Source organism: Bacillus sp. FSL K6-1560, assembly GCF_038592935.1.
Taxonomy (GTDB): domain Bacteria; phylum Bacillota; class Bacilli; order Bacillales; family Bacillaceae; genus Bacillus; species Bacillus subtilis.
The window spans coordinates 950,600-971,125 of record NZ_CP151946.1; the positions used below are offsets into that span (position 1 = coordinate 950,600).

General features: G+C 42.2%; 27 protein-coding genes and 1 pseudogene. 18 read left to right on the plus strand and 10 right to left on the minus strand.

What is annotated here, in order from left to right:
• The first annotated feature begins 29 nt into the window (after positions 1–29).
• From essA to NYE22_RS05070, 4 genes are all read left to right on the plus strand, one after another.
• Positions 30–485, plus strand: a complete 456-nt coding sequence (gene essA, locus NYE22_RS05055; RefSeq protein ID WP_015251327.1) for a type VII secretion protein EssA — start codon at positions 30–32, stop codon at positions 483–485.
• A gap of 62 nt (positions 486–547) precedes the next feature.
• The gene (locus NYE22_RS05060; RefSeq protein ID WP_015251328.1) at positions 548–1,279 is read left to right on the plus strand and encodes a (S)-benzoin forming benzil reductase; all 732 of its coding nucleotides are present in this window, start codon (positions 548–550) and stop codon (positions 1,277–1,279) included.
• A 197-nt stretch (positions 1,280–1,476) separates the two neighbouring features.
• A complete protein-coding gene (locus tag NYE22_RS05065; RefSeq protein WP_021480502.1) occupies positions 1,477–2,007 on the plus strand; it encodes an HD domain-containing protein in 531 nt (176 codons plus the stop codon).
• A gap of 177 nt (positions 2,008–2,184) precedes the next feature.
• Positions 2,185–2,421: a YuzF family protein gene (locus NYE22_RS05070; RefSeq protein ID WP_003220677.1), complete on the plus strand. Its 237-nt coding sequence runs from the start codon at positions 2,185–2,187 to the stop codon at positions 2,419–2,421.
• Positions 2,422–2,461: 40 nt separating this feature from the next.
• On the opposite strand, the gene NYE22_RS05075 is transcribed toward NYE22_RS05070, so the two are convergent.
• The gene (locus NYE22_RS05075; protein WP_015714629.1) at positions 2,462–2,851 is read right to left on the minus strand and encodes a DUF2283 domain-containing protein; all 390 of its coding nucleotides are present in this window, start codon (positions 2,849–2,851) and stop codon (positions 2,462–2,464) included.
• 114 nt (positions 2,852–2,965) lie between these two features.
• Here NYE22_RS05075 and NYE22_RS05080 point away from each other — a divergent pair, with 114 nt between their 5' ends.
• From NYE22_RS05080 to pdeH, 7 genes are all read left to right on the plus strand, one after another.
• Entirely contained in the window at positions 2,966–4,075 is a 1,110-nt protein-coding gene (locus NYE22_RS05080) for an AI-2E family transporter (RefSeq protein ID WP_014480712.1), read from the plus strand.
• Positions 4,076–4,134: 59 nt separating this feature from the next.
• Positions 4,135–4,356 (plus strand): spore germination protein, encoded by a 222-nt coding sequence (locus tag NYE22_RS05085; RefSeq protein WP_015384524.1) that lies wholly within the window; start codon positions 4,135–4,137, stop codon positions 4,354–4,356.
• A gap of 72 nt (positions 4,357–4,428) precedes the next feature.
• On the plus strand, positions 4,429–4,677 hold the full coding sequence (locus NYE22_RS05090) for a YueH family protein (RefSeq protein WP_003228783.1): 249 nt from the start codon (positions 4,429–4,431) through the stop codon (positions 4,675–4,677).
• A gap of 71 nt (positions 4,678–4,748) precedes the next feature.
• Positions 4,749–5,147, plus strand: a complete 399-nt coding sequence (locus tag NYE22_RS05095; protein ID WP_014480710.1) for a YueI family protein — start codon at positions 4,749–4,751, stop codon at positions 5,145–5,147.
• Between the two features lie 96 nt (positions 5,148–5,243).
• Positions 5,244–5,795 (plus strand): isochorismatase family cysteine hydrolase, encoded by a 552-nt coding sequence (locus NYE22_RS05100; protein WP_014477836.1) that lies wholly within the window; start codon positions 5,244–5,246, stop codon positions 5,793–5,795.
• 15 nt (positions 5,796–5,810) lie between these two features.
• Complete coding sequence (locus NYE22_RS05105) at positions 5,811–7,283, plus strand: nicotinate phosphoribosyltransferase (protein ID WP_003228788.1); 1,473 nt, start codon at positions 5,811–5,813, stop codon at positions 7,281–7,283.
• Positions 7,284–7,419: 136 nt separating this feature from the next.
• Entirely contained in the window at positions 7,420–8,649 is a 1,230-nt protein-coding gene (pdeH, locus tag NYE22_RS05110) for a cyclic di-GMP phosphodiesterase (protein ID WP_161986411.1), read from the plus strand.
• Here the strand turns inward: pdeH and NYE22_RS05115 are convergent.
• Both NYE22_RS05115 and NYE22_RS05120 read right to left on the minus strand, forming a co-directional pair.
• Positions 8,625–8,993 (minus strand): hypothetical protein, encoded by a 369-nt coding sequence (locus NYE22_RS05115; protein WP_017695529.1) that lies wholly within the window; start codon positions 8,991–8,993, stop codon positions 8,625–8,627. The genes pdeH and NYE22_RS05115 overlap by 25 nt on opposite strands.
• A 178-nt stretch (positions 8,994–9,171) precedes the next feature.
• A pseudogene (locus tag NYE22_RS05120) lies at positions 9,172–9,234 on the minus strand (hypothetical protein); the annotation flags it as partial.
• 221 nt (positions 9,235–9,455) lie between these two features.
• Here NYE22_RS05120 and degQ point away from each other — a divergent pair.
• The 6 genes from degQ to NYE22_RS05150 all read left to right on the plus strand — a co-directional run bounded on the left by degQ (position 9,456) and on the right by NYE22_RS05150 (position 14,246).
• A complete protein-coding gene (gene degQ / locus NYE22_RS05125) occupies positions 9,456–9,596 on the plus strand; it encodes a degradation enzyme regulation protein DegQ (protein ID WP_003220708.1) in 141 nt (46 codons plus the stop codon).
• 184 nt (positions 9,597–9,780) lie between these two features.
• Positions 9,781–10,641, plus strand: coding sequence for a polyprenyl synthetase family protein (locus NYE22_RS05130; RefSeq protein WP_342412363.1), 861 nt, complete (start codon positions 9,781–9,783; stop codon positions 10,639–10,641).
• A 14-nt stretch (positions 10,642–10,655) separates the two neighbouring features.
• The gene (comX, locus tag NYE22_RS05135; protein ID WP_003241045.1) at positions 10,656–10,817 is read left to right on the plus strand and encodes a competence pheromone ComX; all 162 of its coding nucleotides are present in this window, start codon (positions 10,656–10,658) and stop codon (positions 10,815–10,817) included.
• Between the two features lie 7 nt (positions 10,818–10,824).
• Positions 10,825–13,122 carry a histidine kinase gene (locus tag NYE22_RS05140; protein ID WP_033884760.1) on the plus strand — a complete coding sequence of 766 codons (2,298 nt, stop codon included), beginning with the start codon at positions 10,825–10,827 and terminating at the stop codon, positions 13,120–13,122.
• Between the two features lie 80 nt (positions 13,123–13,202).
• Positions 13,203–13,847: a two-component system response regulator ComA gene (comA, locus tag NYE22_RS05145; RefSeq protein WP_003220716.1), complete on the plus strand. Its 645-nt coding sequence runs from the start codon at positions 13,203–13,205 to the stop codon at positions 13,845–13,847.
• 18 nt (positions 13,848–13,865) lie between these two features.
• Positions 13,866–14,246 (plus strand): hotdog fold thioesterase, encoded by a 381-nt coding sequence (locus NYE22_RS05150; RefSeq protein ID WP_014477831.1) that lies wholly within the window; start codon positions 13,866–13,868, stop codon positions 14,244–14,246.
• A 38-nt stretch (positions 14,247–14,284) separates the two neighbouring features.
• Here the strand turns inward: NYE22_RS05150 and mnhG are convergent, their stop codons facing one another.
• From mnhG to NYE22_RS05185, 7 genes are read right to left on the minus strand one after another with little or no spacing between them, the layout of a single operon-like run.
• Positions 14,285–14,659: a monovalent cation/H(+) antiporter subunit G gene (mnhG, locus tag NYE22_RS05155; protein ID WP_161986412.1), complete on the minus strand. Its 375-nt coding sequence runs from the start codon at positions 14,657–14,659 to the stop codon at positions 14,285–14,287.
• Positions 14,643–14,927, minus strand: coding sequence for a Na(+)/H(+) antiporter subunit F1 (locus NYE22_RS05160; RefSeq protein ID WP_003228814.1), 285 nt, complete (start codon positions 14,925–14,927; stop codon positions 14,643–14,645). The genes mnhG and NYE22_RS05160 overlap by 17 nt, the downstream gene beginning before the upstream one ends.
• Positions 14,927–15,403: a Na+/H+ antiporter subunit E gene (locus NYE22_RS05165; RefSeq protein WP_003228815.1), complete on the minus strand. Its 477-nt coding sequence runs from the start codon at positions 15,401–15,403 to the stop codon at positions 14,927–14,929. Before NYE22_RS05165 ends, NYE22_RS05160 begins: the two co-directional genes overlap by 1 nt.
• A gap of 5 nt (positions 15,404–15,408) precedes the next feature.
• Positions 15,409–16,890: a Na+/H+ antiporter subunit D gene (locus NYE22_RS05170; protein WP_043940184.1), complete on the minus strand. Its 1,482-nt coding sequence runs from the start codon at positions 16,888–16,890 to the stop codon at positions 15,409–15,411.
• Positions 16,883–17,224: a Na(+)/H(+) antiporter subunit C gene (locus NYE22_RS05175; protein WP_003220730.1), complete on the minus strand. Its 342-nt coding sequence runs from the start codon at positions 17,222–17,224 to the stop codon at positions 16,883–16,885. Before NYE22_RS05175 ends, NYE22_RS05170 begins: the two co-directional genes overlap by 8 nt.
• The gene (locus tag NYE22_RS05180; RefSeq protein WP_003228819.1) at positions 17,224–17,655 is read right to left on the minus strand and encodes a Na(+)/H(+) antiporter subunit B; all 432 of its coding nucleotides are present in this window, start codon (positions 17,653–17,655) and stop codon (positions 17,224–17,226) included. The genes NYE22_RS05175 and NYE22_RS05180 overlap by 1 nt, the downstream gene beginning before the upstream one ends.
• On the minus strand, positions 17,648–20,053 hold the full coding sequence (locus NYE22_RS05185) for a Na+/H+ antiporter subunit A (RefSeq protein WP_017695526.1): 2,406 nt from the start codon (positions 20,051–20,053) through the stop codon (positions 17,648–17,650). Before NYE22_RS05185 ends, NYE22_RS05180 begins: the two co-directional genes overlap by 8 nt.
• Before the next feature lie 230 nt (positions 20,054–20,283).
• Between NYE22_RS05185 and NYE22_RS05190 the strand changes: the two genes are divergently transcribed.
• Complete coding sequence (locus tag NYE22_RS05190; RefSeq protein WP_041052857.1) at positions 20,284–20,499, plus strand: hypothetical protein; 216 nt, start codon at positions 20,284–20,286, stop codon at positions 20,497–20,499.
• The last annotated feature ends 27 nt before the right edge of the window (positions 20,500–20,526 follow it).

A 20,526-nucleotide genomic window follows, 5' to 3' on the forward strand; every position in this document is an offset into this window, starting at 1 on the left:
GCAGCATGGAAAAGGGGATCATGATTTGTATGCTCTCCTTTTCCCTTTTCATACCCTCTGCAGCTGCTGCCCAAACTGAAGAAAATACAGATGTCGCGCCAAACCAGTATGAGAAAAAAGACATCGAAATCGATACGAATTATTTACATGAAGATACCTACTATGAAGAAAAAACAGAACTGCCTGAGGAACAGAAGGATATCACTTTTGATAAACCGAAGGACAAGGACGCCGAACTGATAAAAGATTTGTTTACATCAACAAATGCCGAGGATTCCAACACGATTGCGGCCCAGTCGAAACAGCTTGGAATTACATTTGCAGAAAAACCAATAACAAAGACATCATCAACGGAAACAGAAGATGAACAAGAAACATCATCATTGCTGCTGCCGATGATCTATGTCGTACTGATCCTGCTCGGAATTGCAGGCATCGTGTTCCTCATCCCAAAAGTCACAGCGCAGGAAAACAAGAAGGCGTAGACCGCGTGCTTGTGTTGTGTAAAAGCAGTGCCGTACAATAATAACGGAAAAGGAGGTTTCCAATGGAACTTTATATCATCACCGGAGCGTCAAAAGGGCTGGGTCAAGCCGTTGCATTACAGGCTTTAGAAAAGGGGCATGAAGTCCATGCCTTATCCAGAACGAAAACAGATGTCTCTCACAAAAAACTAACGCAGCATCAAATAGACCTCATCAATCTTGAAGAAGCTGAACAGCAATTTGAAACATTGCTCTCATCCATCGATCCAGATCGTTATTCTGGTATTACCCTTATCAATAACGCCGGAATGGTAACGCCGATCAAACGTGCCGGCGAAGCGTCTCTTGACGAGCTTCAGCGCCATTATCAGCTGAACCTGACTGCGCCCGTGCTTTTGAGTCAGCTGTTTACAAAACGGTTTGCTTCATACAGCGGCAAAAAGACGGTTGTCAACATTACTTCAGGAGCCGCCAAAAATCCATATAAGGGATGGAGCGCGTATTGCAGTTCAAAAGCCGGGCTCGACATGTTTACGAGGACATTCGGATTTGAACAGGAGGATGAAGAGCTGCCGGTGAACATGATTTCGTTCTCACCTGGAGTGATGGACACTGAGATGCAGGCCGTCATCCGTTCTTCATCGAAAAAGGATTTCCACCACATTGAACGATTCCGGAAATTAAATGAAACAGGAAGCCTTCGCAGTCCGGACTTTATTGCCGGCACGCTGCTTTCTTTACTAGAAAAAGGGACGGAAAACGGCCGCATTTATGATATTAAAGAGTTTTTGTAGAGCAGATATTTTCTGCTCTTTTTTTTATACAAAAGGCTACAGCCAGCGCATTTTATTGAACAGCCGCATATACTGACTGAAACGCTGCTTTTAGGGTATAACAATGATGATAAGAAGATCAAAATGATGTGACATAAGAATTGAGTTTCTCTGCAAATTATGTTAGGATTCTAAAAATATCTAAAGGAGGGGTTTCCATGAGAAAGGTTACATTAATGGATGTTTTCACCCATCCAATTGCACAAAAATATCTTCAGCGTTCCGGCGTGGCACATGCGATTGCCTGCGCTTATCATGCATACAGGCTGTCTGTGAAGGCTGACATTAATCCTGATTTAGCAGCAAAAGCGGCACTGCTTCATGACATCGGCCATTATGAATGGTATACAGACGGAAAGTGGGATTATGAGAAATACAAAAGAAATGACATTCATGCCATTAAAGGGGCGGAACGCGCGCATAAGCTTCTGATTCGGCTTGGCGAGGAACCGAAAGCGGCAAAAGAGATTGCACTAGCCATTTTGCTTCATACAGATTCCTATTTGCCTGAAGGCGAATTAGATAAAAACACGCTGCAGCAGATTGTCAAAAAAGCGGACGAACTGGATGAAGAGCCGGGCGGCCACCATCATTACCGCCAAATTGATCCTTCAACCGCACGAAAAAAAATAGAAAAGCTGGACCAATTAATCGATCAAGCCCAGACATCCGTGATAAAGCCTGTATAAGTACGGAACAGCGCCCAGCTTTCTTCGCTGTCTCCGCTTCATCGATACTTCCTTTACACCCGCTTCCAAACGTATTCTCCTAAAATCTCCGCACCCCTTTGTTTTATCAGGTAAGCCTGTGTCATTATCCATAAGCGCGGCATAAGCTGAGATAAAACACACAAAGGGGATAAAAGTATGGTCAACCAAGGTAGTCCGCAACTGGTCTCTTTAGTCGATCCTTATGTCTATCAGACCATTAAAAAGCTCATCGGCTCAAGGTTCGTTATACAGACAGTACGAGATACGGTCAGAGGCAGACTGATCGATGTAAAACCTGACCATATCACAATTGAAGGAGCCCGAAATTCTGTTTGTTTGATCAGAATCCAGCACATGATTTCCGTCACCCCAGATTACAGTGAGCGGGTCTAACAGTGCTTGCGCATGAAAAATAGGCGTACACCGGGACGTCCTATTTTTCAGTTAAGCGCTGTAAAAACGCACTATGATACATTGTTCCATCAAGGTCAAAGCCGGCAAATTCCTGATAGTCACCATCTGAAAAACAGAAAGTGACACCGTACACCGTATAGCAGGAACGGACTGAAGCATGCTGGCAGACCCGAAAATGATAACCGTCTGAATCTTTTACATATAGCCGGGATTTCCCGGCAAATGGGGCACAGAGGTGTGCTGCCTCACCAAAACATTCGAATCCGGCGATTTTGCCGTCTTGACTGATATCCAGCAGGAGACAATCATTGACTCTGAGCTCCTCAGTCCGTACATTCCTGTTCTTTTTCGGAGGAAGAACATAGATATAAGCTAGTTCTGAATTTGTATCGTATGTCACGGCCTTCATCACCAACACTCCTTTCATTATATTAAGAGTTCTGATATGAGTTCATTTTTGTTACAATGATGGGGTATAAGTTCTTTTATCTGACAGACAAAGAAAAACTAGGAGGAACAAAGCTTGTTGAAATCAAAAGTCCATTTTTGGACATTGCAGATTTTATTTGTTTTGCTGATTATTTTTGTAGCAACAAAAGTTTCATTTGTATTTCAGCCGTTTATTGTTTTTATCTCGACATTGTTTTTCCCGATGCTGATTGCGGGAATTTTGTATTTCATATTTAATCCGGTGGTCCGCCTGCTTGAGAAAAAAATTCCGCGGACATTATCCATTCTATTGATCTATTTACTGTTTATCGGTTTGCTTGCCTTTATTTCAGCGTCAGTCGGACCTATCATCACCTCACAGGTGACAGGGCTGTTTAACAACCTTCCTGATTATATAAAACAGATTCAGGCGCTGACAAAGGATTTGTCCCATTCTCAATGGTTTACCTGGATGATGAACCAGGATTATGTATCGATATCAAAAATTGAACAGTCATTGACAAGTTTTCTCCAAAACCTGCCGCAAAATATCACGTCCAGTTTATCTGCGGTGTTTGGCGTCGTGACAAACATCACGCTTGTTATTATTACTGTTCCATTTATCCTTTTTTACATGCTGAAAGACGGACACCGCTTTCCGCATTTGGCAGTAAAAATTCTACCGGCTTCTTATCGGACAGAAGGCTTAAAGATTTTTAAAGATTTATCCGATACGCTTGCGGCATATTTCCAGGGGCAGCTGTTAATCTGTCTTTTTGTCGGAACAGCGTGTTTTATCGGCTATTTAATTGCCGGACTGCCGTATGCCCTGATTCTTGGGATTGTCATGGCGATTACCAATATCATTCCCTATGTCGGGCCTTTTCTCGGTGCCGCGCCGGCTGTCATTGTCGGTTTTATGGACTCGCCGGCCAAAGCGCTGTTTGCGATTATTGTGGTCGTCATCGTTCAGCAGCTGGACGGAAACCTGCTGTCTCCTCTTGTGATCGGAAAGCGGCTGAATACCCATCCGCTTACGATTATTTTGCTATTAATCGGAGCGGGAAGCTTCGGCGGAATTCTCGGCATGATTTTAGCGGTGCCGGTTTATGCGGTAGTGAAGGCGTTCTTCCTGAATATTGTCCGCTTGATCAAGCTGCGCCAGCGGTCACGACTCGAGGAAAACGCAAAGCCAGCTGAATAGGCGGGCACCATTAGCGGCTCTTTGCATATGATGCTGTAAATCAATGCGGAGGTGGGGAAATGCCTGCAATTGTGGGGCCGATTTATATCATGTCAGTTACGGGTAATGCCGCGGCAAGCTTTGGAGACGTATTTGCGATTTCGCCCAAAAGCGTCGCTCATTCAGGGGCGGGGTCAGGCGCTTTTCAGCTTGGTGATTTTGTGAAGATTAACAACCAAACGAGTAAAACTCTTTTCAAAGATGCCGATATCACTGATGAAACAGTTTCGTTTAACGGGTAACAGCCTTTTCACAAGAGGCTGTTGCTTTTTTATTGTATAATATGGGTAGTCTTTGAATAGAGAGGTCATGTTATGAAAATCAGAAAAGCAAATATCAATACGCAAACCGGAATGATCACGGACGTGTATCTGCATGAAAACAGAAAAGAACTGCGCACGCTTGTAGCGGTACCGCAGCTGGAGTGGAGCACGATCATTTCCTATGAAGAAGATAAAGCAACTCTGCCTGAACGGCTGGAAGCGTCGTTGCGCCGGCATACAGAGGAAACCCCTGCTGGTGAGCTGGCCAAAAAAATCATTCATTGGGTAACAGAAATGTAAGCGGCGCTTGAAAGTTTAGCTCCTGCCTGATCAGGTGATAATGAAGACAAACAAGACGGGAGGACAGGCTTTTGAGTGAAGATAAAATGGATCTCTATTTGCAGCAAGGAATGTATGGGCCTTTGGAGACAAAGCCTGACGAGCGCCATTTGTTTTTAGGCTCTTTAAGAGAAAGAGTCGTTTTGGCACTGACGAAAGGACAGGTGCTTAGAAGTAAACCGTATAAAGAGGCGGAGCACGAGCTGAAAAACAGCCATAACGTCACCCTTTTGGTTAATGGAGAGCTTCAGTATCAGTCTTACTCTCCTTATATCCAAATGGCGAACCGGTACGGAGTGCCCTTCAAGATTGTATCTGATCTTCAGTTTCATACGCCTTTAGGCCTCGTTATTGCGGCTGACATCGCTGTGAATCGTGAATTGATATATATTCAGGACGACATTTATAATCGGTCAGTGCTGAAATCTTAAGAGACAAACGGACCGTTTGTCTTTTTGTTCATGGCAATTCACTTACAACTGGAGATAAGATATAATGTTCTCATACTGATGGCGGGGAGGCCGGCTATGAAAAAAGCACTTATTTGTATTGATTATACGAATGATTTTGTGGCGAGTGACGGAAAATTGACCTGCGGGGAGCCCGGCAGAATGATTGAAGAGGCGATCGTCAATTTAACTGAAGAATTCATCACAAACGGTGATTACGTCGTATTAGCAGTAGATTCTCATGATGAAGGGGATCAATATCACCCTGAAACCCGTCTTTTTCCTCCGCATAATATAAAAGGCACGGAAGGAAAAGATCTGTACGGAAAGCTTTTGCCTCTATATCAGAAACATGAACATGAACCTAATGTTTACTACATGGAAAAAACGAGATATTCTGCTTTTGCGGGAACTGATTTAGAGCTCAAACTCAGAGAGCGGCAGATTGGCGAACTGCACCTTGCCGGTGTCTGCACAGATATTTGTGTGTTGCATACAGCTGTTGACGCATATAACAAAGGTTTTCGGATTGTTGTGCATAAACAAGCTGTTGCCAGCTTTAATCAGGAGGGGCACGCATGGGCTCTTTCCCATTTTGCAAACAGCATCGGAGCGCAAGTGGCAGAGTAAGGAAGGGGAAAAACAGTGTTAGAGTACGGATTTAAAGATGACAGCCTGTCATTACATACAGACCTTTATCAGATCAATATGGCGGAAACGTACTGGAGAGACGGCATTCATGAAAAGAAAGCGATTTTTGAGCTGTTTTTCAGAAGGCTTCCGTTTGAAAATGGCTATGCCGTATTTGCGGGCTTGGAAAAAGCCATTGAATACTTGGAAAATTTCAAGTTTACGGATAGCGATTTGAGTTATTTACAGGATGAACTCGGGTATCATGAAGATTTTATTGAATATTTGCGCGGCTTATCTTTTACAGGTTCACTTTACTCCATGAAAGAAGGAGAGCTCGTTTTTAACAATGAGCCGATTATGAGGGTGGAGGCACCCCTGGTAGAAGCGCAGCTGATTGAAACAGCTTTGCTCAACATTGTGAACTATCAAACATTAATCGCAACAAAGGCTGCCCGGATTAAAGGCGTCATTGGTGATGAAGTTGCGCTTGAATTCGGAACAAGACGGGCACACGAAATGGATGCGGCCATGTGGGGAGCGAGAGCAGCCTTAATCGGCGGCTTTAGCGCGACAAGCAATGTAAGAGCCGGAAAGCGCTTTAATATCCCGGTTTCCGGCACACATGCGCATGCGCTTGTGCAGGCTTACCGCGATGAATATACAGCTTTCAAAAAATACGCGGAAACACATAAGGATTGCGTTTTCTTAGTTGACACGTATGACACGCTTCGTTCAGGCATGCCGAACGCGATTAGGGTTGCCAAGGAATTCGGCGACCGCATTAATTTCATTGGCATCCGTCTGGACAGCGGCGATTTGGCGTACCTGTCAAAAAAAGCCCGGAAAATGCTTGATGAAGCAGGATTTACAGATGCGAAGGTGATTGCTTCAAGCGATTTGGATGAGCACACCATTATGAATTTAAAGGCTCAGGGAGCGCGCATTGATGTCTGGGGTGTCGGTACGAAGCTGATCACTGCCTATGACCAGCCGGCTCTCGGCGCAGTTTATAAACTCGTTGCCATTGAAGAGGACGGGAAAATGGTTGACACGATCAAAATTTCGTCCAATCCTGAAAAAGTGACGACACCGGGCAGAAAGAAAGTCTACCGCATTATTAATCAGTCCAACCATCATTCTGAAGGCGACTATATTGCGCTTTATGATGAGCAGGTGAATGATCAGAAGCGGCTCAGAATGTTCCACCCGGTTCATACATTCATCAGCAAATTTGTCACGAATTTTTATGCGAAGGATCTTCATGAGCTGATTTTTGAGAAGGGTATTCTTTGCTACCAAAACCCTGAGATTTCAGACATACAGCAGTATGTGCAGGATAACCTCAGCCTGCTTTGGGAGGAATATAAGAGAATCAGCAAGCCGGAGGAATACCCGGTTGATTTAAGCGAGGACTGCTGGAGCAATAAAATGCAGCGGATCCACGAAGTGAAAAGCAGAATTGAAGAAGAGCTTGAGGAAGAATAAAGAAAAACTGGCCTTTCGTTCGCGAAGGGCCAGTTTTCTTTATGTATATATTATTTTTCATGTTTAGACAATTTTCGTCAAATTATTTGATATACTTAGGGATGAAAGCCGCGCGTATTGTAAGGGGGATAAATCAATGAGGGTGTTTGTTGCAAGACAGCCTATTTTTAATAGAAAAGAACAGGTTGTTGCTTATGAACTGCTGTATAGAGAAAGCGAAGAGAACGTATATAGCGCTAAAGACGGCGATCAGGCAACAACAGATTTGGTGATCAACAGCTTTTTAAACATCGGAATTGAGAAGCTGACGGAAGGGAAACGCTGTTTTGTTAATTTTACGGAAAGCCTGATGTTTTCGAATCTTCCCACCTCCTTCAATCCGAAACAGCTTGTCATTGAAATCCTTGAAGATATACCGATCACGCCGGCCCTCATTTCTAGATGCAAAGAATTGAAAAAAATGGGGTATATGCTGGCGCTTGATGATTTTTATGCAATAAACCCGCAAGATGAGGACTTACTGGAAAAACTCATGAGCTATATTGATATATTGAAAATTGATTTTCTCAAAACAACACGAATGGAACGCAGAACAATTTTGCAAACCTACGGCTGCCGCGGCCTGATTTTTTTAGCGGAAAAAGTAGAGACCCGAAAAGAATATAAACAGGCGGTCCAAGACGGCTTTCAATTATTCCAAGGCTACTTTTTCAGCGAGCCGCGCATCATCAGCGGGCATGACCTATCGACTCATTTCTATTCTTACTATGAACTGCTTAACGAACTGAGCAAAGAGCAGCCTAACATAAAGCGTGTGACAGAGTACATAGAGCGGGATTTATCACTGTCCTATCAGATTTTAAAATTTTTAAACTCATCCCATAGCCGTTTGAGCCAGAAAATTGAAAGCATTCAACAGGCCATTATGCTGCTGGGATTTAATGAAATCAAACGGTGGATATATATTCTTTCCTTTAAGGATTTAAGCAGGAAAGGGCATTCCAGCAAGCACGAAATCATTAAGATTTCTTTGATAAGAGCAAAGCTTTGCGAACTGCTGGCGAGAAAGACATCCCGTCCGCAGCCTGCTTCTTATATGCTGATCGGAATGTTTTCTCTCATAGACACCCTCCTGCATAGAGAAATAGAGGAAATTGTTCAAGAATTGCCTTTAAAAGATGAAGTCGGGCAAGCATTATTAGGCCATCAAAACGACTACTACCAAATGCTTGAGCTTGTGAAATTAATTGAAAGCAACAACTGGGACACTTGCTCGGAATTAGGCCATCAACTCGACAAAGAAGAAGCGTATGAATGTTATTTAGAGGCTCTGGAATGGTGTCATAATCTTATGGACGCAAAATGATTGCGGTCCTCTGACCACCGCAAAGCAAGAATCATTCGGCTTTGCGTTCCGATAAGGCTGATATAGATGCCGTCGGGATTAAAGACCGTATCCACTTCATGCCGGACGCCCATTTGTTTGATCAGGCGCTTAATGGTTTGTTTATCGGACTGCTCGGCTGCGGTCAGAATGCGGCGCGAGAGCTCCCGCGAGCCCGCAATGCGGCCGAGAACGAGCTGGGCATCCGCAAATATCCCTGCGGCCTGCTTCGCTGAACGGATAAAGGTATCAATATTGTTGGCAGGAGCGGGCGGACGGCGTACCTCATACGGATACACGTAAAACCAGGGATAACGATATCTCATGGGAGCACCTCACAAAAAAAAGGATGTTTCTATATGTATAGATCCCTAATTGCCGAATATGACAAAGCGAAAAGGCCACAACTTTAGCGTTGCGGTCTTTTTCGGTGTTTGTCGGTCAGGAAACGCCAAGAATCGCATATTCAATTTTGAAAATACGGTATGAAGGACTATAGTCTTACTTAGTAAAAATGCGAAACACGTTAAAATCAAGGGAGTTAAGAATCTTTCTCAATTTGAGCAGAAAAATACGCTTCTGCACATAGAAAAATAGTCCCGTTCTTGTTGTGATCTCTTTGAGTATAAGGGCCTATTGATATTTGCGGTGTCACGCAGGATCTTTTTGCATACTTTTCGGTGAAAAATGAGCCAAAAGCAGATACACTATTAGTAACAGATCAAATACCTAGGACTCGTTCACCATACACAATTCATTGATCTTTCAAAAAAAGGAGTGTGGAAACGATGGAAAAGAAACTTGAAGAAGTAAAACAATTGTTATTCCGACTCGAACTTGATATTAAAGAAACGACAGATTCATTACGAAACATTAACAAAAGCATTGATCAACTCGATAAATACAATTATGCAATGAAAATTTCGTGAAAAAGACTTGGAAACAAGTCTTTTTTTTCGTTCTACCGATACAATAAATGGATAAAGTATTATATGATTGTTAAAAAACGAAAAACCTGCTGTCCTTTAAATGTCCCATTTAGTAAAATGGAATGGGAGGGGGGAAGTCGTTATTGAGCAGATATGTTTAGATTCTGTCCGGATCAAGGAGAAAATGAAGGAGATTGTAAGCCAAAAAATAATGAATCAGGACTTGGAACGATATCTTCAGAATTTTATTGAGTCTAAGGATACGTTTGAGTTTGCCGATTTGGCTCTTCATCATTATTTAGCTTTTAACGGTCAGGACCAAAAAGCAATCGAATTGCTAGCTGCCGGAATTGAATTGCTTATACTCTCATTCGATATTTATGATGACTTAGAGGATCAAGATAATGGAAGTGCTGTCTGGATGAAGATTGACTCGTCAATCGCTTTAAATGCAGTTACAGCTCTTTACACCCTAAGTATACAAGTGATGTGTCAAGCTAGTCATGAACCAGAATTTTCACAAGAGATATTGAATTTTGCGTTACAATCAATTCAAGGCCAGCATGATGATATTGTGAATGCGCCGCAAACGGAAGAAGCCTGTCTTGAAATGATCAAAAATAAATCAGGAGCGCTAACGGCATTGTCCTGTGTAATGGGAGTAATGCTGGCAACAGGCAAATACCATCCCATTGTAGCTTCATATTCTTATGAACTTGGGATTATTTCACAGATCGATAATGATTATAAAGGTTTGTTTTACTTAAATAACGATTTTGTTCAGAAAAAAAATACATTGGCATACTTATACTTAAAGAAACAATTTAACGATGCTTCAGCGGAGCTACTAAGTTTATATCAAAAACCAGAGGAATTTGTTTCTATTAATACTAAGGCTTTGAAGCGAAAATTGACAGAAGCAGGCGTTATACAATATTTACTGGTGATGAAACATTTATCTCTCCAAAAAATAAAGAATGAAATGTCACAATTAAAACTAGAAGAAGATAAAACTGAAAAATTATTGTCTGTTATGATTAAATAAGGAGGGGATTTATTATGCAAGAAATGGTAGGATACTTAATTAAATACCCAAATGTTTTAAGGGAAGTAATGGAAGGGAATGCTTGTTTATTGGGTGTTGATAAAGATCAATCTGAATGTATCATAAATGGTTTTAAAGGGTTAGAAATTTATTCAATGATGGATTGGCACTATTGAGGGTTAAATGAAGTCTAGAACCAATAAAATTTCTGTATTGTTAGTTGTAATAAGTCTGTTATATGTTATTTATTTGACCTATATAAGCAATAATAATTTGTTAGTTGGAGCAACTGTTTCGAAAGGGAAGAACGGAGACGTTGTAATTACCAATGTAGATGAATATTCAATGGCATCATACAGTGGAATAGAAAAAGGGGATATCGTAAAGCGTATTAATAATCAAAAGATAAACACTAAAGAAATAAAAATGAATAAGCTTAAAAATGTGAGCTCAATGGTTGTTGAGAGAAATGGCAAGGATGTTGAGCTAAAGCTGACTTTATTTAATGATAAAAATTTTTCTACTTACTTAATACCGTTAATGTTTTATATTGTTTGTTTATTTTGTTGCCTATTTATAATAAAAATAAATGAATCAAAGGATTTACCATCTGCTTTAGTTTTAATTATATTTCTGTTATCCGCTTCTATTGCTTATATAAGTGCAGGAGTTTCTGTTAAAGGCGATATACTATGCAGATGTATTATGGTGGTAACATTAATATCTGTACCGCTAAACTACCTTCTCTTTCTTTATCATTATTTTAGAGAGTTAGGCACTACCTTATTTGATAAAAAAGTTTTCATTTTATATTTGGTACCGATCATAAATGTAGTGTGTGAAATGTTCCGTTCACACCTTTTCTTTCGTGATTATGTGCCTAAATTAAGTTTACTATCCTTTTTCTTTTTATTTATCATAGTAGGGATATATTTCTGTATCATTTTAATTAAAAATAAAGATACTGAACAAGCGCATATTATTAAGGTTCTCACTATTATTAATATCTTTTCTTTCTCACCTTTTTTGTGTTTATATTTGATACCGTATGTCTTTTTAAATGCGCACTATGTTTCATCCTTTTTAGCAGCTTCATTTATGATGCTAATACCTTTCTCCTTAGTATTTCAATTCATGACAAATAAAATCTATAATGTAGATTTTATTTTAAGCAGATTAAGGTACTATGGCTTTTTAGCTCTAACGCCAACAATTATTCTAATCTCTACAATTGAATTGATTAGTAGTCCTGATAGTGATTTTTATAGTGTTAAACTAACCTTTTTAATTTATATTATCATGTTGGCGGTCTTTTATTATAAAGAAGTACTTGATTTCAGATTTAGATTAAAAAGGGTCTCGGAAAAATTCAATTATCAAGACAGTATATATAAATTCACGCAGATGATAAGAGACTCTACTTCCCTGTCTCAAGTATTTGAAGAACTGAAAAATACTATACTTGAGGTTTCTCTTGTTAGCCGAGCACATGTATATGAAGTTTCAGCTGACGGAAATATTAAACTATATGATGCTGAGAACGTAAATTCATTTGAAAAAGTCTATGAAAAAGAATTTAGAAAAGTAACATCCGAGATAGGGAAAATCGTTGAATTTAATAAAGGTTTTGTCATGAAGATAGGTGAACGCGGTGGTAAATCATTTGTGATCCTTTGTTTATCTAAAATGAATACGCCTCGTCTCACACTCGAAGAACTTTCTTGGCTGAAAACTTTGGCTTTTTATACAAACGTATCGATCGAAAACGTCATGAAAATCGAAGAACTAATGAGTCATTTAGAAGAAATAAAACAACAAGAATCCAACCCCGTATGGCTCAAAAAACTCATGTACACGATCGAGGAAAAACAACGCTCGGATCTCGCCCGCGATCTCCACGATTCGGTTCTTCAGGATTTGATTTCCTTAAAACGCCAGTGTGAGCTGTTTTTGGGTGATTTCAAGAAGGATGATAATCCGTGCCGTGAAGAGGTGCAGGACAAGCTTGTACAGATGAATGAGCAGATGTCTGATGTGATTTCGATGACGAGGGAGACGTGTCATGAGCTGCGGCCGCAGCTTCTGTATGATCTTGGATTGGTGAAGGCGTTGTCGAAGCTGGTGGCGCAGCAGCAGGAGCGGGTTCCGTTTCATATCCGTTTAAATACCGGCAGATTTACGGCTTCCCTTGATCTGGATTCGCAGCTGAATTTATACCGGATCATTCAAGAGTTTCTGTCTAATGCGGTTAAGCACTCTCAGGCGACGGATGTGCTGATTATGCTCATTAGTATTCAAAACAAAATCGTTCTTCATTATGAGGACGATGGCGTTGGGTTTGATCAGGAAAAGAATACTGAGCATTCCATGAGCATGGGGCTTTCTGGCATTAAGGAGAGAGTCAGGGCTTTAGATGGGCGCCTTCGGATTGAAACAAGTGAAGGAAAGGGCTTTAAGGCTGATATTGAAATCGAATTGTAATGGATTTATAACGGAAACGACTTGGCACAGGCCAAGTCTTTTTTATAAAATGGAAAAGAGTGAGTAAAAGGGAGGAAAACATGAAAAAGATACTAGTGATTGATGACCATCCGGCTGTCATGGAAGGCACCAAGACAATTTTGGAAACGGATTCGAATTTGTCTGTTGATTGTCTCAGTCCTGAACCGAGCGAACAGTTTATCAAGCAGCATGATTTCTCGTCATATGATCTCATTTTAATGGATCTGAATTTAGGCGGCGAGGTCAATGGGATGGAGCTTTCTAAACAGATTTTACAAGAGAATCCTCATTGTAAAATTATCGTGTATACCGGTTATGAGGTCGAGGATTATTTCGAGGAAGCGATTCGTGCGGGTCTGCACGGTGCCATCAGCAAAACGGAATCTAAAGAAAAGATCACCCAATACATATACCACGTACTCAACGGAGAAATTTTAGTCGATTTTGCTTACTTTAAACAGCTGATGACTCAGCAAAAAACAAAGCCGGCTCCTTCCTCTCAAAAAGAACAAGATGTGCTCACACCTAGAGAATGCCTGATTCTTCAAGAAGTTGAAAAGGGATTTACAAACCAAGAAATCGCAGATGCCCTTCATTTAAGCAAGCGGTCCATTGAATACAGCTTGACATCGATTTTCAATAAGCTGAATGTCGGTTCACGGACGGAAGCGGTTTTGATTGCGAAATCAGACGGTGTACTTTAAATGTTGGGGGTGTAGATGATGGATACAAAACACACATTGCTTGAAGCGCTTGGTATAGAGATTGTTGAAAACACAGCGGAACGATGCGTTGCGGTCATGCCGGTGGATCATCGGACGGTTCAGCCGTTCGGATATTTGCATGGGGGCGCTTCAGTGGCCCTGGCGGAAACAGCGGCGAGCGCAGGTGCACAGAACTTGATTGATCATTCAACACAGGCTTGTGTCGGTTTGGAGATTAACGCCAACCATTTAAAATCTGTAAAGGAAGGAACGGTAAAGGCGGTAGCCGAGCCCGTTCATATCGGCAGAACGACGATTGTCTATCATATTCACATATATGACGAGCAAGAGAGGCTGATCTGTATATCCAGATGCACGCTGGCTGTCATCAAGAAATAAAAAAACAGCCGGAACTCTGCCTGTCCGGCTGCTTATTTTTATAAATAAGAATCCTCTTTTCGTTTAATCACAAAGTTTCTGATTCCGTTATAGTCATCCTGTATGCTTCTCTCATCAAGCTTGACGCCGGAGTTATACGCAGCACGGCAGATCAAGTGCCCGCCGATAGGCGACGTAATAAAGATAAAGAGAATCCCAAGCAGGATTTTAGCGGAGAGCTCCCCCGTCACAAACCACAAATAGAAGAAGACACCGAGCAGAATCATATTGACACCTAATGTTGAGCCTTTAGAAGCAGCATGAGCGCGTGTAAACACATCGGGAAGGCGAAGGACGCCAAATGACGCAATGAGGCATATAAGAGCACCCAGCAAAATGAATACAGCCACAACAACCTTAGCGATTTCGATCATTTTCGATAATCTCTCCTTTCTCCAGGAACTTGGAAAATGCGATCGTTCCGATAAACGATAAAATCCCCAGCAGCAAAATAATATCCAAAAACGCACTTGTTTTCAGCAAAATGGAGACAAGCGCCGTGATTGCGATCAGATTGATGCCGATTGCATCCAGAGCCACCACCCGGTCAGGCACAGTCGGCCCTTTAATGACACGAATGACATACAAAAAGGTAGACACTGCCATAATGCCGAGCGCGATTTGCAGGATCAGCGTAAACATCACCGGCTCACCTCCTGTATGGCTTTTTCAAATGACTCCCGAATGTCAAAAATCGCTTTTTCCGCATCCTCGATATCCATTGCATGAATATAAAGTATTGTTCTGTCATCTGAAATATCCATCACCAAGGTTCCCGGCGTTAATGTAATGAGCAGAGAAAGCAGGGTGATTTCCCAGTCCTTCGTCAGTTCAGTTTTAAAAGCAAAAATACCCGGTCTGATATTCAGTTTAGGAGATAAGACTGATTTCATCACACTGACATTGGCAAGGTACAGTTCCTTTATAAAAATGAAACAGAGCTTGATGATAGAAATCAATTTCCATAGATAAAACTGGCGAGTGAAAAAGCGCCGGAAGAAAAAGAGAGAGAGCATTCCCAGAATATAGCCTGTAATGAATCCTGCGGCGCTTGGACTGTTGCTTAAGAACATCCAGCAAAAAGCGAGAAACACATTTAATAAAATTTGAAATGCCATGCGATCTACTCCTTCAGAACAGCTTCGATATATTTTTCCGGATTCAGCAGCGTCTCGGCCGCTTGATCAACGTAAGGCGACACCCATTCTGTACCCAACCCGAAGAGAAGAGACAGCAAGAGAAAAATAGCTGCCGGATAAAGAAGTCCTTTAGCTGTTCGATGATTTGGTTTTGGCGTTTCTTTTTCTTCGCCCCAAAACGCATGTATAAAGATCCTCAGCACAGAGTACAGTACGAGCAAACTCGAAAGCAGAATCAGCATGGATATCGTAAATTCACCTTCTGCGAAGCCGCCCTCTGCAATTTTAAATTTGCCGACAAATCCGCTTAGTGGCGGAATGCCTGCAAGAGAAATAGCGGAAATGAAAAACATCCATCCAAGAACAGGATAGCGTTTGATCAGCCCGCCCATTTTATGCAGGCTCGCGGTTCCAGTCAATGCGATCAGCGTACCTGCCAGCATGAACAAAGCGCCTTTAATCAGCATATCGTGAATCAGATAGTAGATCGCGCCCTGAATGGATGCGGGGGTGTGTACTGCCACACCGAACAAAATCACGCCGACAGCGGTAATAATGTTATAGATCACAATTTTCATGACATTCGAATAAGCGAGTGAACCGATCACACCAAAAATCACAGTCAGCGCCGCCAGCCAAATCATCAGCTGATGGGTAAAGGCTGTATCGTGAATAAAAATCAATGTGAAAACCCTCGCAATCGCATATAACCCGACTTTTGTCAGCAAAGCGCCGAACAACGCGGAGATTGCTGCCGGTGGCGCGTAATAAGAGCCTGGAAGCCAAAAGTAGAGGGGGAAGATTCCGCCCTTCATGCCAAATACCAAAAGCAGCAGGACACCAATCACAGTGATCAGCCCGGTTTGTCCTGTTTCGCTGATTTTCACGCTAAGATCCGCCATGTTTAACGTGCCGGTTACAGCGTATAAAAAGCCGACCCCTATGACAAACAGGGCAGACGATACGATATTAAACACAATATATTTAAGGGATTCCCGCAGCTGAATTTTTGTGCCGCCTAATACAATCAGCATATAGGAAGCAATAAGCAGAAGCTCAAAAAATACGTACATATTAAATAAATCGCCTGTTAAAAACGCTCCGCTGACGCCGGCAAGCAAGAACTGAACGCCGGAGTAGTAAAAGGAGCGCTCCCGTTTTTCACCGACAGAACGGAAGGAATAAAGCCCAACCAATAAACCGATGACCGCTGTTGTGAGAACGAGCAGGCTGGCGAATTGGTCTGCGGCAAGCACAATGCCGTACGGCGCTTTCCATCCGCCTAGGCTGAGTGTCTGGATGCCTTTTGTGAAGACAGTCTGTACAAGTATGCCGCTAATCACAATCCCGATGGCCGATGCCGCCGTGCTGAAGATTCTCATGAGCATAAGATTCTTCGTCATGAAAATCAGAAGAATAGCCGACAAAAGCGGGATCAGGATTGGCAAAATAACAAAATTATTCATGTTGATCATTTCCCCTCATTTGATCCATATCGTCCGATTTCAATTCCTGATAAGCGCGAAAGGCCATGACGAGGATGAATGACGTAACGCCAAAAGAAATGACAATTGCGGTCAAAATCAGGGCTTGCGGAAGCGGATCGACAAATGATTTGGCATGCTCGCTCAAAATCGGAGCGGCGCCTTTCTTTAATCCTCCCATAGTCAAAAGCATTAAATGAACGCCATGGCTTAACAGTGCTGTTCCGATAATGACACGAAGCAGGCTTTTAGACAGCAGCAAATACGTAGCAGCCATAAAAATAATACCGGCTAATACAGCCATTAAGATTTCCATTATTCTTCCTCTCCAATCGTTTGAATAATGGTCATCGTTATGCCTACGACAACAAGATAAACGCCTAAATCAAATATCGTCGCTGTGGCGAGCTCCGTTTTCCCAAGGATCGGCAGCTGAAAGTATCCGAATGTGTGGGTTAAAAAAGGAGCCCCGAAGACAAAGGAGCCAACGCCTGTTAATACAGCGAGCAGAAGGCCGGCTCCCGCGACATAAATGAAATTGACCGGCAAAAGGGAACGCACGGTTTTTAAATCATATGCCAAGAGCAAGAGAACGATGGAAGAGGACGTGATCAGTCCGCCGACAAAGCCTCCTCCGGGCGCGTTATGCCCTGATAAAAATAAATAGAAAGAGAAAAGCAAAATGATAAAGGATACAAGCTTTGTCGCGGTTTGAAGAATCAAGTCATTTGTTTTTTGTTCATTCACCGCTTTTCCCCTCCTCTTTTACTTTTGTTTTAATCATGCTGTAAATGCCGAGAGCGGCTATTGTTAATACCGTAATTTCAAACATTGTATCAAATCCCCTGAAATCAACAAGAATGACATTGACGACATTATCCCCTCCGCCGAGATCGTGGCTGTGTTTGACAAAGAAGGACGCAATGCTGTCTTTTGTCCGCTGGCTTGAGGATGCGATGCCAAGCAGAGTAACAATAATACCGACGCCTAAAGAAATGATAAAATTCGTCATCCGGAACGTTCTCGTTTTTGTTTTCAGCCTCAGTTTCGGCAAATGGTAGAAGCAAAGCAGAAACAGTGCCACAGAAATCGTTTCAATGACGAGCTGAGTCAATGCCAAGTCCGGCGCTCTGAAAATGACAAAAAACAATGCAAGCGTATAACCGACAACACCGAGTGCAATGATCGCCGTCAGTCTTGACCTAGCAAAAACAGTCGCCACTGTGGCGCTGATCATGACAAGCGTCAAAATGATTTCGTATACACCGATTTTAGCCATGCCTTCCGTTTTAAATGAAAATCCGCCTTTAATGGCAAAAGCTCCGCCTATCAGAATGATGAAACCAGCGAAGATATACAGCAAATAATCTCTTAAAAACCCGGTCATATATTGTTTTGTGACCCGGTAAGAGCCTTTCTCCATCAGAGTCAAAAGCTTATCGTATAACCGGTTGAGTGTGAGTTTCGAAGGAAACAGTTTATAGATTCCTTTCCACTTATTCAGCGACAAATAACCAATTGTTCCGATCACAACAATACCCGCAGTCATGAGCAATTCCGTTGTAACCCCATGCCACTGTGAAATGTGAACGTGGAATTTCTCATGGCCGGCAAGCAGTGTCGGATAGATTGAGTTCATCGCAGGCTCTATCAGGCTGTACGACAATATATTCGGGAAAAAGAAGAGACTGACAGCCAAAGCGACAAGAATGACCGGTGGTACGAGCATGCCGACAGGCGCCTCGTGAGCCGGTTTTTCAAGCTGCTCAGGCTGGTAATTTCCTCTGAATGTTTTAAACAGCAATTTCATGCTGTAGATAAACGTAAATACACTTCCGATCCAGGCGAAAAGAGGGAACAGAACGCCCCATGTCTGCACGTTGAACAGGTCAAAATGTGTCACGCGAAGCATGCTTGTGAAAAACATTTCTTTACTCAAAAATCCGTTAAACGGCGGTAAGCCGGCCATTGAAAATGTCCCGATTAAGGAAATGGTAAATGTAATCGGCATAATCGCCATCAGGCCGCCTAGCTTCCGGATATCCCGTGTGCCTGTTTCGTGATCGATAATCCCGACTGCCATAAACAAGCTTCCTTTAAAGGTTGCGTGGTTGATCAAATGGAAAATGGCAGCCATAGCGGCAACTGTATAATATTCTGTATGTCCGTAATGAAGGGCCGCAGCACTGACTCCAAGCATGGAGATGATCATGCCGAGCTGGCTGACGGTTGAAAACGCCAAAATCGATTTTAAATCAGTTTGTTTCACGGCATGGAATGAACCCCAAACCATCGTAAAAAGGCCAACGAGGGACACGATCCAAAACCACTGAGCTGAAAAGGCGAAAATAGGACTGAATCTCGCAATCACATAAATGCCGGCTTTTACCATAGTAGCTGAATGGAGATAAGCGCTGACAGGCGTCGGAGCTTCCATCGCGTCAGGGAGCCAGATGTAAAAAGGAAATTGCGCTGATTTCGTAAAAGCCCCTAATAAAATGAGAATCATAGCCGGGATAAACAATTCGTGGCCGGCAATTAATTGAACCTGATGAACCATCTCTCTAATACTGAAGGAATCCGTTATTAAATAAAGGAGAATAAATCCGCCGAGCATGCACAGCCCGCCGCTGACCGTAATCAAAAGTGATTTGGCTGCGCCATAGCGCGACTTTTCCCGCTTATACCAATAGCCGATCAGCAAAAAGGATGAAAGGCTTGTAAGCTCCCAGAACATGTAGAGAACCATGACATTGTCTACTAGAACGACGCCGAGCATGGCGCCCATGAACATCAATAAGTAGACATAAAAGGGCCCAAGCTGTTCTTTTTCTTTCGATAAATAAAAAATGCTGTAAAGAGTGACCAAAGAGCCAATGCCTGTGATCAGTAAGGCGAATAATAACCCGAGGCCGTCTATATAAACGGTAAAGTTAATGCCGAGTGACGGAATCCACTCTAATACCGATCGAAGTGTTTCTCCAGATTGTGTCATCCTGATCATTGGGAGAAAGTATATAAACAGCAAGACGGGCAAGATCAACACAAACCAGCCCGTATGCACTCTTTTTGCGTATTTTGCCAAGAAGGGAATGATAAAAGCAAATAAAAAAGGCGATAAAATAGCAAGATGTAAGAGCTGCAAAGATAAGACCTCCTTTTCTCGTTCTCAATTGAAAAATGCGCTATGTATGAAATATACGGTCAAACGACCTAGTCCAAATTATATCGCACTTTTCTGCAAGCTGCCACGCTTCGAACTGCTGTAATGGGTTTTTATGAGTTCTTTTGACCTCAAAATAAGTCTGACAAAAAAGAGGTTATTTGTATATTTAAAATCAATCCTGATCAAGCTGAAGGAAAGGAGCTGGTCATGTGAAAAGAAAAGTCGTGATGTGCTCAGGTTTATTCTGCTCAGTATTTGCAGGGGCATTCATGTTGAATCAATATGACGGGCGCAGCGGTGTGGCGGCTGGTGATGAGTGGGAGCTGTATTTACTGGAACACCACCTGTCAGCCAGAATGAGTGAGACGGAATCAAAGGATCTGCCGTTTGGTCCCCGAGAGTATATTCGGATTGTGAATAAATAAAAAAAGAGTTCCGCATAAAACGGAACT